We start from the raw sequence: 13,874 nt of genomic DNA on the forward strand, positions 1-13,874 counted from the left end.
TCCCCTGGAACGTTTGACTCAATGAAATGAAAACACACGACGCAGCCCCCCGTTCAGCTCCGGGCGAATGCACGTCGTGTTGCAGGCGTCATCATATAACAACAAAAGAGGTCCGGCAATAACCGGACCTCTTCGTTTTTTATGACGCAGTTCGACAGCCCTGCTGCCGAAACGGGTTAGCTTTTTTCTGCAGTCGGTACGACCCAGACTTTGACTTCGGTCTTCACCTTTTCGTGCAGCTGCAGCTTGACGGTATACATACCCAGCTCTTTCAGCGGACCTTCCAGGCGAATCGCTTCGGCATCGACTTCGAAGCCGCTCTCCTTGAGGGACTTGCTGATGTCAACAGCCACGATCGAACCATACAGGTGACCTTCTTCGTTGGCGTTGGCTTCCATGGTGACGCTGTGCTTGCTGACTTTGTCTGCCAGACCCTTGAGCGATTTGAGATGCTCTTTTTCCAGCTCGGCCACTTTCTTCTGGTGCTGTGTCACCATCCGCTTGTTGTGCTCAGTGGCAATGGTGGCCATGCCGTAAGGCAGCAGGAAGTTACGGGCATAGCCGGGTTTGACCCGCACAATGTCACCCTGCTCACCGAGGTTGTCGACATTTTCTGCCAGCAAAACCTCGATAGATGACTTGGAACTACCGACCACAGAGGTGCTACGTTGTTTGCGAACCATTATCAATCACTTCCGTAATTTTCAGTTTTTACTATCGTTTTGAATAAAAATTGACTCGTTGTGCTGCTCCGTTGAAACGGCCTTCACTTAGAAAGGCACGTCGTCGTCGGGCATTCCACCTGGTGAATCGTAAAAGGAATCTGCCGGGCTGGATGAACCACCACCCTGCGAGGAACCGCCACGGCTGCCATAACCGCCGCCGCCACCGCCGCCGCCGCTGGGACCACCACCGCCTCCGGGGCCATCGCCACGTCCGCCGAGCATGGTCATGTTTTCGCCAACCACTTTCAACTTGCTGCGTTTCTGGCCCGATTCTTTGTCATCCCACTGATCCAGTTGCAAACGCCCTTCGATCAGCACCGAACGCCCCTTGGTCAGATATTCGCTGGCAACTTCTGCGGTGCGTCCCCACAGGGTCACATCCACAAACGTTGTCTCTTCCTTCCGGGAATTGGAATTCTTATCAAACCAGCTTCGGTTCACTGCCAGACCAATTTCCGCAACCGCACTTCCTCCGGGCGTGTATCGCACCTGCGGATCGCGAGTCAGATTTCCTACCAGGATGACTTTGTTGAAACTGGCCATCAACGGCCTCCGTGAGTTTGAATGACTTAATCGGGTAACTTTCCTGGAACTCTCTTCAGCTCCAGACTCCAGATGCAGACGTGTTAGTTGTCGCTGTCGTCGTCATCATCGTCGTCGTTGAGAGCATCGTAGTCGACGCTATCATCGCTGCCTTCGCTAACCGTTTCTGGTGCAGCGGAAGGATCGATAGCAGAAACCATGGCATCAAACAGTGTCTGAGGCTGCTTGATGACCATCTGGCGAATCACAATGTCGCTCAGGTGACAGGAACGGGTGATAATATCCATTCCGCTACCAGGCATGGTGAAATACACCAGGTAATGCAGGCCTTTCATGTGGCCTTCGATTTCGTAAGCCAGCTTTCCATCCTGCCAGGGACGGTGAGCCACGACTTCGGCACCTGCTTTTGACAGAATTTCCAGAACGTGTGCAATGGTTCCTTCGTGATCTGCAGCAAATTTGCCGCTGTCCAGCAGGAACATACCTTCGTAATTAACCATAACCGCTTTTTTCTCTGCTACAGACAAGACTGTTCTCCCGGAATAATTTGGCCCCAAGGCCAGATTGACGATCAGACTCTATTTTGTTTTAACCACCGGTTTTCACAAAAACCAGGGTCCGTATTTCATTCAGGTGCATTCACCTGATTCATGGCGATTTCCAGGCCCTGTTCGACCCAGCATTCAACCCCGCGGGCCGCGTTTTGTACCGCCTGCGAAACCGAATCGGATTCGTGATCCCGAAATCGACTTAAAACATAATCCGCTACCGCAAACCCGGCCGGAGGTCGTCCCACTCCCATTCTCAGGCGTGGCACATCCTGGGTCCCCAGTTTCTGGAGAATGTCCTGTAAACCTTTTTGGCCTCCCGCCGAGCCGGATCCCCGTAACCGGAGCCGCCCCAGAGGCAGGTTCATATCATCACAAACCACCATGACATCACTGGCAGGCAGTTTGTAAAACTTTGTCACAGCGGCAACGCTGCGACCACTTAAATTCATAAACGTCTGCGGGGCAACGAGTAACACCTTGTCACCCCCCAGCGAAAACTCACCGACGAGCGCCTCAAACTGGCTTTTGAACCCGGCAACACCGTGCCAGTCTGCCAGCTGAGACAAAACGTCAAACCCGATATTGTGACGTGTTCGCTCGTATTGTCTACCGGGATTCCCCAGCCCTACGACCACTTTCACAACGTCACCCGTCAGGTTCTTAACAACTGATTACTTGATCGCGATTGAACCAGAAGCAACTATTCTTCGGTTGATTCTTCTGATTCCCCGATAACTTCGGGTTCTTCGGGTGCTTCGCCTTCTTCTTCCCCGAGTTCAGGAACACCCTGCGGAGGCAGAACATGCACCACAACCATTTCTGGTTCGTTATGAATCTTCGACCCACGAGGAACTTCGATATCGCTGACGTGAATTGCATCGCCAATTTCCAGCGAGTTGATTCGCACGGGAATGCTGTCCGGAATGCTGTGAGCCAGACAGTCCAGTTCCAGTGTGTGCAGAGGCTGTTCCAGCACCCCACCATCGAGGGCACCAGGTGAAGTACCACGCAGGGTCACAGGAACTTCTACAGTCACCCGCTCAGATGCGTTGATCCGCATCAGGTCGACATGCAGAATATAGCTGCCAAAGGTGTCCCACTGCAGATCACGCAGAATGGTTTCTTCGACTTTGCCATCCACGTCGATTTCAAAAACCCGTTCCCGGTTCTTGATCAGATCACGCAGATCGTGATCGTCGACACTGATATGGGCAGGCTCCAGCTCATGTCCGTACACGACAGCAGGAATACGCCCTGCACGACGGATGCGACGGCTTTCAATGGATCCCAGTTTTTCCCGTTTGGAGGCACTGATTCGCTGCAATACAAAATCGTCTGACATTTCCCAACATTCCTCGAAGAGTGACTCGACACATCTCGTCGAACCACTCGTCCATTAAAGACTTTGAATCGATAAATCCGACACGATATCGTGAATACAGTAATATTATCGTTGTCTCAAAGGGCTTCCGCAGTGGAACCGGAGATCGAAATCGGCCTCAAAACAGGCCGAAAAGGACAATTCCAACCGGTCTCCCCGGAGACAAAATCAGCGGGTCCAGCCGACTACATCAGCTGGTCTCTCACCAGATCGTTATAGTTGAAGCGTGCAAAAATAACTTCCCGCTTACAAATCTGCAACCGAACACCCCCTCTATCTTGGTTGAAAGTCACAAGACAGCCTGATTTTCAGGAATTGATTGACGGGAAACGCCCGGCCTGACATCGCGATCTGCTTCTGGACCGCACGGAAGTATACACAACACCACCACCAGAAATCAACCAGACCACCTCGGGTTTCCCCTGATTCACCAGAAAAACTCAGCCACCGATGTTCGAATCGGCGAGATTCCGTATTGGCTCAACCTGATCTGACTGTAGAATGGAATCAGCGTGAAAACTCAAGCTGCCCCGTAACTTCTGCATCTCAGAAGCAGGGGCTTTCGCTCGATATCCCAAAAGGCAGTCTGCATGCATTTTATCCGTCTCACCCGGACAATCGCTTTTTCCATTATTACCAGTCTCATCCTGGTATCGGCCCCCGCTCTCCAGGCAGACGAAAAAGCAGAACAGCCCTTTCAGCCCAACGATCCACAGCAGGCCAAACCTAATCCCCCCCTGAATCAGCTCAAGCAGATCCTGCAGGGAATCTTCGGCAAGAAAAAGCCTGCCGAAGCACAGGTAGACGAAGCCGACAAAAAACGCACACCAGACTACTACCGTTACCCGCAGGACCTGGAACAGGAACGCCGCTTCAAAAGTGTACAGCAGTTACTCCAGGACGAGCAGTGGGAAGCCGCACGCGAAAAACTGCAGCTGATGCTGGAAAACAGCCTGAATCTCCCGGTCCACATCGCCGGGGAACGGGGATTAATCACTGACCGGGAACTGATCTACGAACTCCTGGAACTCCTGCCCGAGGAAGAGCAGCAGAAATTCGAACGGCAATATGCGGCCCTCGCAGAAAAAATGTTCAACGACGCGCAGCAGAATAACGCGCCCCCCGAGCAGTTCGCCGAAATCGCCACCCGCTTCTCCAGCACTGCTGCCGGCGCCCGGGCGATGAACTACCTGATCTCCTATCATATGGAACGCAAAGAGTTCGGACTGGCTGAGCAATACGTTCAACGACTTCTGAAATACCAGCCCCCCCTGACTCGATCCCCCCAATGGAAAACTAAAGCCGCCTATATCCTGAAACAGACAGGCAACCAGGAACTGGCCCGGCAACTGATGGCATCATCTGGCGGTGCTGTCGACCTCAGCCAGCCGATTCAAATCGGAGGCAGCACCGAAAAACCGCTGACCTGGCTCGAAAAACAACAGATCCTTGGCTCAACCGGAAATCAGCCCCTGGACGAATGGCCCATGCTGTTCGGCTCTCCCAGCCATGCCGCCCGCGCCCAACAGGCCGATCCGCTGCTGATTCCCCGCTGGTCTTACCCACTGACTTCCAACCATTCGATCCAGTCTCAGCTCGATCTGATCCAGGAAGATCTGGCCAGCTCCGAGCATGCTACTGTACCAGCTCTGCCTCCCCTGGCCATCGACGGAAAAATCGTCTTTCGCACCCTGAAGGGAGTGCAGGTCATCGACTCAGCGACCGGGGCTCCGCTCTGGCAGACAGCCCTGGAGAACTCTCCGGAAGAGTCCTTTATCAAAGCACAGCTAAAGGGACAACAGGAACCCGAGGCCCGGCGACTCTTTGATCCCGCACCAGAAGTGCGTCCGTTCTCTATATACAATGGGACCGATCCCGATGCGCACCCGCTGACCAGCCTGATCTACCGCAACGCCAACTGGGGCAGCCAGAGCAGCGATGGCGAGCGGCTGTTTATTCTGGAAAGCATGCGACTGAACCTCAGCGCCAGCGGCACTTCGCGGAATCTGAACCGCTTCCGCCGTCGGCGAGGCGACTTTGAGGAAGACTTCTGGTCATCCAATCAACTGGTCGCCTACGACCTGCAAACCGGTCAGCCTCTCTGGAAAGTCGGAGGCGTCAAATTCGATGAACCGTTCGACCTGCCCCTCGCGGGAACCTTCTTCTTTGGTGCTCCCACCCCTTCCGGCAACGAACTCTATATCATTGGCGAACGCGATCGTGAGATTCGGGTTTATGCCCTTAATCCACAGACTGGTGAAGAACTCTGGTCTCAGCAGATCGGCAACCCCGAACAGGATATCGCCCTGGACATGGTCCGCCGCTGGTGGATCGCACCGGTCGCCGTCGACCAGGGAATTCTGATCTGCCCGACCACCATCGGTCTGGTCACCGCCATCGGCCAGTTGAACCACTCCATTCTGTGGTCCGCCCGCTATACCTCATCTGCTTCAGATGAGAACGGCCAGCATTTCAACCGCCTCGAACAGACCAGCTTCGAACCCCTCAATCAACGCTGGAGTCCCTCTGCACCGATTATCATCGACAGCAAAGTCGTTTACACGCCCCCCGATGATCAGTCGCTGATCTGCCTCGATCTGATCACAGGCCTGCCGGCCTGGACCAAACGGGCCAAAGAGGCCATGGTCTCCCTGGCCGGCGTCGCGGATGGCAAAGTCCTGATGGTGGGCATGAACAGTGTGACCGCCATCGACCTCAAAACAGGTAAAAACGCCTGGCAGACACTCTACGACAGACAGGCGGGCGCCCCTTCAGGACAGGCCGTGATTGCCGACCAGCATCTGCACGTCCCCCTGCAGAGCGGACAGGTCTGGACCTTCGACGTCGCTTCGGGCAAAGTCGTCAACCGGCTGTCGAACGCCAGCACCAACCAGCCTTTGGGAAATCTGATCGTACATCGCGGTCAGTTTCTTTCCCTGAGCCCCCGCGGCCTGGTCAGCTACGAACAGAAACAGACCTTTGAAAATCAGATCCAAAAGATCAAGCAGCAGAACCCGAACAGCCCGCTGGCACTCTTCAAAGAAGCCGAACTGCTGATCATGAATCAGCGCTACCAGGCCGCCTGGTTCCGTCTGCAGCAGATCGATCGCAGCCAGCTCCCTGCCGCAGATCAGAAAAAATTCCACGACCAAGAGGTTCACTGCCTGACCGCACTGATCCGCTCCGACTTTCAGCAGCACGATGAACTGGTCACCGAGTTGCAGCAGCAGGTCAGCTCCGAAAGCGAACGACTGGAACTGCAGCGTCTGCTCATCGAACGCGCCCGGGCCCGGCACGAATTCTCCCGCACACTCTCACTGCTCAAGGAACTGGGACAGGCTCCTTCCGAGACTTTCTTCCAGAACGATAATACTGAAGTCCAGATTGACTGCTGGATCGCCGGCCAGGCCGAAGATCTCTGGAGTCAGGCCAGCAAAGTAGAACAGGAACAGTTCACACAACACTTGAATCAACGGGCAGCGGAACTCGCAAATGCCGACAGCGAAGATCAGCAACGCTTCCTGCGTCAGTTCGGTTTTCATACCGCCTCGATTCCGGTTTTGAGACAGCTCATCGATGGCGCCCTGGCTTCGGAAGAATTCTTCACCGCTGAACTCTGGCTCTCCCGTCTGATCCAACAGAAGCAGCCGGAACTCACCGCAGAAGGCCTGTCAGGCATGGTTCGACTCTGCCTGAAACACGAACTCTACGCCGATGCACAGCATTATCTGGAAGAACTTGCCAGCCTCGATTCTCAACTCCGTCTGCCCAATAACCAGAGCGTGGAACAGTTCATGGTCGCCACCTTACAGACGCTGCGCGACAACGAACAAGGGCGACCGCAGTCCAGCAACTGGCGTCCGGAAAAACTCAAGCTGATTGTCGGCGGTTCAGGCCGCTATATCTCAACCCGCGAACAGACGCTCGACACACTCGACTCGCCACTCCCCTTCTTCCGCACACACAGCCTGACCGTCGATCCCCGCGAGAACCGGCTGGCCATGACTGAGACCTTCAGCAAGCGAATGATCTGGTCAACGCCCCTGCGTTCCATGCAGCAGTCCCGTTCATCCAGTTTCAATGAAAGCGAACTGGTGGGCCACAATCTGGTACTGCAGCACCGCGATATGCTCCACCTCTACGACCTCGTCGACCGGAAGCTGATCTGGAGTCAGAAGCTCGAACGGGAGCAGACGAATCGCTACTACAACAGCATGTTCAACCGGACGCCCGCACCGCTGGGAACCGAATCGTCTCTGATTCATCGGCACCATCCATCGATCGTGATTCGCAATGTCGGCATGATCGCCGCTGCCAACGCCGATTACACCTGCTACTACAGTCGTCGCAAAATTATTCTTGTCGACACCCGCACCGGCCAGATCCGCTGGACCCATGAAAACGTGGATCAGGACACCCGGGTCCTCGGGGATGACCGGCAGATCTATCTCGTCTCACGGAATCGTGAAGTGAAAAAGATCCTCCGCGTTAGCGATGGTCAGGAGCGCGAACTGCCGACCAACATTCGCCTGATGAGTCACGCGATTTATCAGGGGGGCTCCAACTTTGTCGGCATCATTCCTACCGGCGACATTAAGCATCCCATCCGCGATGCCCGCCTGACTTCGATCTTCGCCTTCCAGCCGGGCGTGACGCATCTGCCCTGGACGCGGGAATTTGACCGCGAAACCAAATTCGCCATGTGCAGCCAACATTTCCTCGCGGCACTCACGCCTGCTGGGGAACTGAAAATCGTCGACCTCAGAAACGGTCAGGTGCGGGACCTGGGAACCATCAACAAGGATCAGTTAGGGAAACACGATGACTTTTACGTCGTAGCAGATCGTGCCCGCGTCTACCTGGTCGGCAATTCCCAGGCACGCAATACGATTTCGGTCAGCGTGCCCTCAGTTCCTACGAATGGTTCTCTGACCGTCTTTGATCGCCAGACCGGAAAACAGATCTGGACCGAGGACTTCGAAAAGAAACATCTGGTCCTCGACGAACAGAATCTGCTGCCAATAACGCTCCTCGTCTCGCGAGATTACCTGCGGACCGGTAATCGGTCCACCAGTATTATCCATCTCAAAGCGCTGGACAAACATACCGGCAAAACGCTGTTCGACTGGAAAGCACCGCTGGAATCCAATATTCGGGACATCCGAGTCGACTACGAACAGAAAATGATGGAAATATTAATGTACAACGCCAAAATCCATCTCTACGACGCCAACGTGCTCGCTTTAGGCCGAACCGCCCCCGTTGCACCGGAAAACGATCCCGCGAAAGCCGCTGAAAAGCCATCTCAGGAAAAGGGCGAAAAAAAGAATTGAAAAATTCTACTTGCGAAATAAAACTCACAAAAATAAAATGATGTAGTTTCACACCTGATATTTACTTGCCTGATTTAACACCGTTTGAGAATCTCTATGTTTCACCGCCTGTTTGTCCTGATCCTGATTGGCTCCCTGGTTCTGCCAGCCGTTCCAGTCTCAGGTTGCGAATGTGGCGAAAAACAGACATCTCAGTCCAGTTCCTGCTGCTGTTGCACACAAGCCAACAAGCAGCCAGAGCAGCCGCAACCTAAATCCTGCTGCTGTAAAACTGCGAAAACAGAAGAAAAACAGGCCCCTGCGGAGCAGAAGCAGCTAAACTGCCAGCAGAATGGCTGCCAGTGTCAGCACAGCTTCTCCCAGCCCGCAACCGCGACTTCGGTCAAATCAGTTGAGCTGGCACAGCAGCTCCGTTGTAACTGGGACCTGATTGACCTGACAGCTCCCCTGAGCCCGGCGACACGCCCGGCCACTTCTCAATCTCGTGAGCTGCATACTACCGAAGTTCCCTGCTCTGCAGAGGAACATTGCGCGCATTTCTGCCTCTGGTTGATCTAGTTCGCCCCGTTTCCGGCCGGATCAACCCGTGCCGTTCCCCGCATTTCATCATGTAAATGATGACGTGCGCTCCTACCGGCCCCACGCCTTTCTGCAGGAGTCCCGAACGCACACCGCTTTAAGATACGTCACGTTTCAAGTAAGAAAAACCAAAACTGTTTTTTACCCTTAAGGAGAAAACCATGCGTCAAGTATTATCAATCGCCGCCGTACTGGCTGTTGTCGCTTTTGCAGGTCAGGCATTCGCCGCAGATGCTAAAGCGATCTGCCCCGTTGCCGGTAAGCCCGCCAAAGACAGCGTCACCGCTGACTACAAAGGCACCACCGTTGCTCTCTGCTGTGGCAACTGCAAAAAAGCTTTCGAAGCAAACCCCAAGAAGTTTGCCGCTAAAGCCAACCTGCAGCTGGTTGCTACCGGCAAAGCCAAACAGGTCAAATGCCCCTTCGCTGGCAAGCCTGTCAATCCTGCTCAGTCCGTGACTGTAGCTGGAACTGAAGTTAAATTCTGCTGTGGTGGATGCAAAGGCAAAGCCGCTAAAGCTTCCGGCGATGAGCAGATCAAACTGATCTTCAATGACAAAGCCTTCGAAAAAGGTTTCAAAGTCACTGAAAAATAAGCTGATTCGTCAGCGAAATCTTTCAGCATGCATTCGCGGGCCAGCGTGCTGAGATTTTAAATAGAGAGCGGGCGTTTCTATCGAGAAGCGCCCGCTCTTTTTTCATGCCTGGATCTGATCAACGGGCGTCAATCAGGTCGTGTATTCTGAATTCAGCCGCACGTATTCCTGAGTCAGGTCACTGGTCCAGAACACAATCGACTCTGCCCCGAAAGGCAGCTGCAACTGAATCGAAACGTCCCGGTTTTCGCGAATCGAGCGGGAGACCGCTTCTTCATCGAAGTCGGCCGGCATACCCTTTTCGTAGATCAGCATCCCGTTGATATGCAGCACGATGTCCTGCTCGGTCAGCTTCACGTTCGTCCGACCGGTCGCGGAAACAATCCGTCCCCAGTTCGGATCCGAACCGGCAATCGCCGTCTTCACCAGCGCATCGTTGGCAATCGTGCGGGCAATTTCTTTCGCTTCCGCCTGCGTATTCGTCCCGGAGACTTCAATCGTGACGAAATGATCGGCGCCTTCTGCATCACGGATGATCGCCTGCCCCAGTTCCATCGCCACTTCCATAATCGCCGTCTGCAGATGTGTCAGGTCGTCTGTTGAAAGTGCTTCTGCTCCCGAGGCACCATTGGCCAGCAGAATGACCGAGTCGCTGGTACTTGTATGCCCTTCGACCGACACACAGTTGAAACTGTAATCCACGGCTTCCCTGAGCAGTACATCGGCCTGGCTGGCATTTAACGGAGCGTCGGTCATGATTACCGACAGCATCGTCGCCATGTTAGGAGCAATCATCGCCGCACCCTTCGCCACGCCACTCACGCGCACGGTTCTCTCACCAATCGATAACTCGCGGGTCGCCTGCTTGGGAACGGTATCCGTGGTCATCATGCCCCGGGCTGCGTTCAGGAAGGACTCCGCGTCCGCCCCCAGCTCAGAGATCACTTTGGGGATCCCCGCCTCAATCGGTGTTCGTGGCAGGAAGTGACCGATGATTCCGGTCGAGCAGACCAGGACTTCTTCGCTTTCCAGTCCGAGTCTTTCTGCGACCTGGCTGGTCATCCAGCGGGCATCTTCGATGCCGCGTTCGCCCGTGCAGGCGTTCGCATTTCCCGAGTTGATGATCACCGCCCGCACCGAATCGCCGGGCACACGTTCGCGGGATACCTTCACGGGAGCGCCACAAACCTGGTTCGTGGTATAAACGCCCGCCCCCACACAGGGCTCATCAGACACAAACAGCGACAAATCGAAGGTCGATTTGTTTTCCTTTATCCCGCAGGCCAGACCGGCAGACCGGAAACCCTGGGGCAAAATCATGTCAGCAGTCAACTGCTTCTCCTCGGAAATAAATCATGGTTCAGACAATTAAGCCTGTCGTTTCCGGATAACCGGCCATCAGATTGAAATTCTGTACCGCCACGCCTGCAGCCCCTTTAATCAGGTTATCGATTGCCGAAAAGACAATCAGCTGGTTCCCCGCGGACTGCAGCGAAATATCACAATAATTGGTCCCCGCCACTTCCCGGGTCGCGGGCAGCCGGTCGATGATGCGTACGAACGGCTTATCCGCATAGAAGGCACGGTAGACCTCTTTCAGATGATCCAGGCTCGTATCTTCTTTCAGGCGGGGATACATGGTCGCCAGAATGCCCCGGTTCATCGGGGTCAGGTGCGGCGTGAAAGTCACTTTCACGTCTGTTCCGCCCAGCGTCGTCAGGACTTCTTCGATTTCCGGTGTGTGCCGATGCGTTCCCACACCATAGGCGGTGATGCTCTCATTACATTCCGGGTAGAGCGTTCCCAGCTTCGGTTTCCGCCCCGCACCGCTGACGCCACTTTTCGCGTCGATGATAATCCCCGTCGGCTCAATCAGGGAGTTGGCAATCAGGGGAGCCAGTCCCAGAATCGAGGCGCTGGTATAACAGCCGGGATTGGCGATCAGATTGGCACTGGGAATTTTGTCCGCACCGAGCTCGGGCAGACCATAAATCGTGCTCCCCAGCCGGGTCGGATCGATGTGCACATGATGATACCACTGCTCGTAGACCGCAGGATCACTCAAACGGTAGTCGGCACTCAAATCGACCACGCGACAGCCGTCGGCAAGCAGATCCGGAATCACTTCCATGCTGGCCACGTGTGGGAGAGCACAGAAGACAAAGTCGGCCCGTTCTGCAATTTCTGCCGCTGACAGATTCTCACAACGCAGATCCAGGCGCCCCTCGAGAGAGTGGTGAATCTCACTGATATGCGGTGCTTCATCTGAGCGTGTGGTCAGCGCGACGATCTCGACTTCGGGATTTCGCAGCAGAATTTTGATCAGTTCCAGAGCCGCGTACCCCGTGGCTCCCATGATGGCAACTTTGGTCATTGTTCCCCGTTCCAGGTCTGTTCTCAAAAACCGTTCAGATCGGAGCGAGCCCCGCTGAACAAAATCAAAACGTACATTCTAAGCAGCTATATGGGGACGACAAGGTTGCCTGCCCCGGGGATCGCCCGCTTTCTCCAGATTTTGCAGTAACGCGGGCTTCACACGAGACAGAATCAATCGAACTCGACCACTGTCGGATGCGAACCAGCGTTCTCTGCAACCCTTGATTTATAATGGTTCTTTAGAATTAACAAAGTCAACTCTCTCACATCAAATGCCCCCGATTCTTTCAAATTAAGCGGCAAAATTAATTCTGTTTCCTTTTCAAAAAGTACCTGAAACATCACAATAAATTGATCGATTCTGGTAGTTTCTACCGACGACAATTCAATTCGCTGGCGCTCGGCGTTCCTTTCTCAAATGGCCAGGACGGTAGGTCTTCGTCAGGGGTCGCGCCGACACGCATGCTAGCTCAACACGGATTTAGAATAGAGTAGAATGTCTAACGTTGCCAAACTAGCCGCCGATGCGCTGTCTGAAGGTGGTGGAATTTTTCGACTGTCTCCTACCTGGGTTCCCCGAGCGTTCCTGCAGCCTGGCCGTCGTCTCAAACTGCATCCCAATGACTACTATGCCCTCGGAACACACCGTGGCGGGATCGATGAACGCTGGTTTGGTTCTACAACGGTCGCTACCAACGAAGGGGCACCGGATGACGAAGGGCTCAGCTACTGTGTCTTCGGCGATGAAAAATTCACCCTGAAAGACGCCATCAGCGAACTGGGCGGCGAAATCATCGGCGACGCCATCTGGGGCAAGTACAACCGCTGGCCCGTCTACTCTAAATTCTTCGATAACATGGGTCCGATTCCGCACCACATGCACCAGAATTCCGAACAGGCTGCCAAAGTCGGTCAGGAAGGTAAGCCGGAATCCTACTATTTTCCTCCCCAACTGAACGCCATCGGAAATAACTTCCCCTACACTTTCATGGGACTGGAACCCGGAACCACTAAGCAGGACGTCATCGACTGCCTGGATCGCTGGAACGACGGCGACAACGGCATTCTGGATCTCTCCAAAGCCTATCGCCTCAAACCAGGAACCGGCTGGCTGATTCCTCCCTGTGTCCTGCATGCTCCCGGAAGCCTCCTGACCTACGAACCGCAGTGGGGCAGCGATGTCTTCGGCATGTACCAGTCAATGGTCGAAGGTCGAGCCGTACACCGCTCCCTGCTCACCAAGGACTTCCCCGAAGACAAGCACGACGACAACGCCTACCTCGTTGAAGCCCTCGACTGGGAAGCCAACGTCGATCCTAACTTTAAACAGAACAACTACCTCGAGCCGATCACCATTGGCGATACCGCCGCAGCAGGTTACGTTGACCGCTGGGTCGTCTACGGGAAAGTCAATGGCGAGCAGCTCTTCACCGCTAAGGAGTTGACCGTCGATCCGGGCGCAAAACTCACCCTCAAGGATACCGGCGCCTATAGCTGGATCACCGTCCAGGGTGAAGGCAAAATCGGCAACCTGCGGCTGCAGACGCCCGCCATGATCCGCTTCGGCGAAATAACGGAAGACGAAGTCTTCGTCATAGAAAAAACAGCGAAAGAAGGCGTTACCATCGAAAACACCGGCAGTGAGCCTCTCGTCTCGCTCCGTTACTTCGGTCCCGACGCCTGCCCCGACGCTCCTAACGTCGGCGACCATCACAAGTAAACTGAACCGTCACACGCGACTGCCCGACCTCTCGGGCAGTTTTTATTTCGATCTGATACCTCCTGCAGAC

The 13,874-nt window shown here is 54.6% G+C and carries 11 protein-coding genes; 4 read left to right on the top strand and 7 right to left on the bottom strand.

The window, feature by feature from the left end; all coding sequences use genetic code 11:
- Nucleotides 1–176: 176 nt before the first annotated feature.
- The 5 genes from rplI to F1728_RS08225 form a co-directional block, all read right to left on the bottom strand.
- On the bottom strand, nt 177–683 hold the full coding sequence (gene rplI / locus F1728_RS08205) for a 50S ribosomal protein L9 (protein WP_145037632.1): 507 nt from the start codon (nt 681–683) through the stop codon (nt 177–179).
- A gap of 87 nt (nt 684–770) precedes the next feature.
- Entirely contained in the window at nt 771–1,268 is a 498-nt protein-coding gene (ssb, locus tag F1728_RS08210; RefSeq protein WP_155363705.1) for a single-stranded DNA-binding protein, read from the bottom strand.
- Nucleotides 1,269–1,351: 83 nt separating this feature from the next.
- Nucleotides 1,352–1,768: a 30S ribosomal protein S6 gene (gene rpsF / locus F1728_RS08215; RefSeq protein ID WP_155363706.1), complete on the bottom strand. Its 417-nt coding sequence runs from the start codon at nt 1,766–1,768 to the stop codon at nt 1,352–1,354.
- A 125-nt stretch (nt 1,769–1,893) separates the two neighbouring features.
- On the bottom strand, nt 1,894–2,460 hold the full coding sequence (gene pth / locus F1728_RS08220; RefSeq protein ID WP_145037626.1) for an aminoacyl-tRNA hydrolase: 567 nt from the start codon (nt 2,458–2,460) through the stop codon (nt 1,894–1,896).
- A gap of 59 nt (nt 2,461–2,519) precedes the next feature.
- Entirely contained in the window at nt 2,520–3,161 is a 642-nt protein-coding gene (locus tag F1728_RS08225; RefSeq protein WP_155363707.1) for a 50S ribosomal protein L25, read from the bottom strand.
- 629 nt (nt 3,162–3,790) lie between these two features.
- On the opposite strand from F1728_RS08225, the gene F1728_RS08230 reads away from it, so the two are divergent.
- The 3 genes from F1728_RS08230 (at nt 3,791) to F1728_RS08240 (ending at nt 9,708) form a co-directional block, all read left to right on the top strand.
- Nucleotides 3,791–8,533 (top strand): outer membrane protein assembly factor BamB family protein, encoded by a 4,743-nt coding sequence (locus tag F1728_RS08230; RefSeq protein ID WP_155363708.1) that lies wholly within the window; start codon nt 3,791–3,793, stop codon nt 8,531–8,533.
- Nucleotides 8,534–8,629: 96 nt separating this feature from the next.
- Complete coding sequence (locus F1728_RS08235) at nt 8,630–9,091, top strand: hypothetical protein (RefSeq protein WP_155363709.1); 462 nt, start codon at nt 8,630–8,632, stop codon at nt 9,089–9,091.
- 182 nt (nt 9,092–9,273) lie between these two features.
- Entirely contained in the window at nt 9,274–9,708 is a 435-nt protein-coding gene (locus tag F1728_RS08240) for a hypothetical protein (RefSeq protein WP_155363710.1), read from the top strand.
- Nucleotides 9,709–9,840: 132 nt separating this feature from the next.
- On the opposite strand, the gene argJ is transcribed toward F1728_RS08240, so the two are convergent.
- Together argJ and argC are read right to left on the bottom strand one after the other, a co-directional pair.
- Nucleotides 9,841–11,040, bottom strand: coding sequence for a bifunctional glutamate N-acetyltransferase/amino-acid acetyltransferase ArgJ (gene argJ / locus F1728_RS08245; RefSeq protein WP_228030555.1), 1,200 nt, complete (start codon nt 11,038–11,040; stop codon nt 9,841–9,843).
- Between the two features lie 28 nt (nt 11,041–11,068).
- Nucleotides 11,069–12,082: an N-acetyl-gamma-glutamyl-phosphate reductase gene (gene argC / locus F1728_RS08250; RefSeq protein WP_155363711.1), complete on the bottom strand. Its 1,014-nt coding sequence runs from the start codon at nt 12,080–12,082 to the stop codon at nt 11,069–11,071.
- Nucleotides 12,083–12,580: 498 nt separating this feature from the next.
- Here argC and F1728_RS08255 point away from each other — a divergent pair, with 498 nt between their 5' ends.
- Nucleotides 12,581–13,804, top strand: a complete 1,224-nt coding sequence (locus F1728_RS08255; RefSeq protein WP_155363712.1) for a hypothetical protein — start codon at nt 12,581–12,583, stop codon at nt 13,802–13,804.
- Nucleotides 13,805–13,874 lie beyond the last annotated feature (70 nt).

The sequence above is a fragment of the Gimesia benthica genome (assembly GCF_009720525.1).
Classification (GTDB): Bacteria; Planctomycetota; Planctomycetia; order Planctomycetales; family Planctomycetaceae; genus Gimesia; species Gimesia benthica.

Bases quoted from the DNA above. Each gene is read 5' to 3' on its own strand.
- F1728_RS08235 (WP_155363709.1), top strand. From the start codon at position 8,630: ATGTTTCACCGCCTGTTTGTCCTGATCCTGATTGGCTCCCTGGTTCTG.
- F1728_RS08255 (WP_155363712.1), top strand. From the start codon at position 12,581: ATGTCTAACGTTGCCAAACTAGCCGCCGATGCGCTGTCTGAAGGTGGT.
- ssb (WP_155363705.1), bottom strand. From the start codon at position 1,268: ATGGCCAGTTTCAACAAAGTCATCCTGGTAGGAAATCTGACTCGCGAT.
- F1728_RS08225 (WP_155363707.1), bottom strand. From the start codon at position 3,161: ATGTCAGACGATTTTGTATTGCAGCGAATCAGTGCCTCCAAACGGGAA.
- argC (WP_155363711.1), bottom strand. From the start codon at position 12,082: ATGACCAAAGTTGCCATCATGGGAGCCACGGGGTACGCGGCTCTGGAA.
- rpsF (WP_155363706.1), bottom strand. From the start codon at position 1,768: ATGGTTAATTACGAAGGTATGTTCCTGCTGGACAGCGGCAAATTTGCT.
- F1728_RS08240 (WP_155363710.1), top strand. From the start codon at position 9,274: ATGCGTCAAGTATTATCAATCGCCGCCGTACTGGCTGTTGTCGCTTTT.
- F1728_RS08230 (WP_155363708.1), top strand. From the start codon at position 3,791: ATGCATTTTATCCGTCTCACCCGGACAATCGCTTTTTCCATTATTACC.
- rplI (WP_145037632.1), bottom strand. From the start codon at position 683: ATGGTTCGCAAACAACGTAGCACCTCTGTGGTCGGTAGTTCCAAGTCA.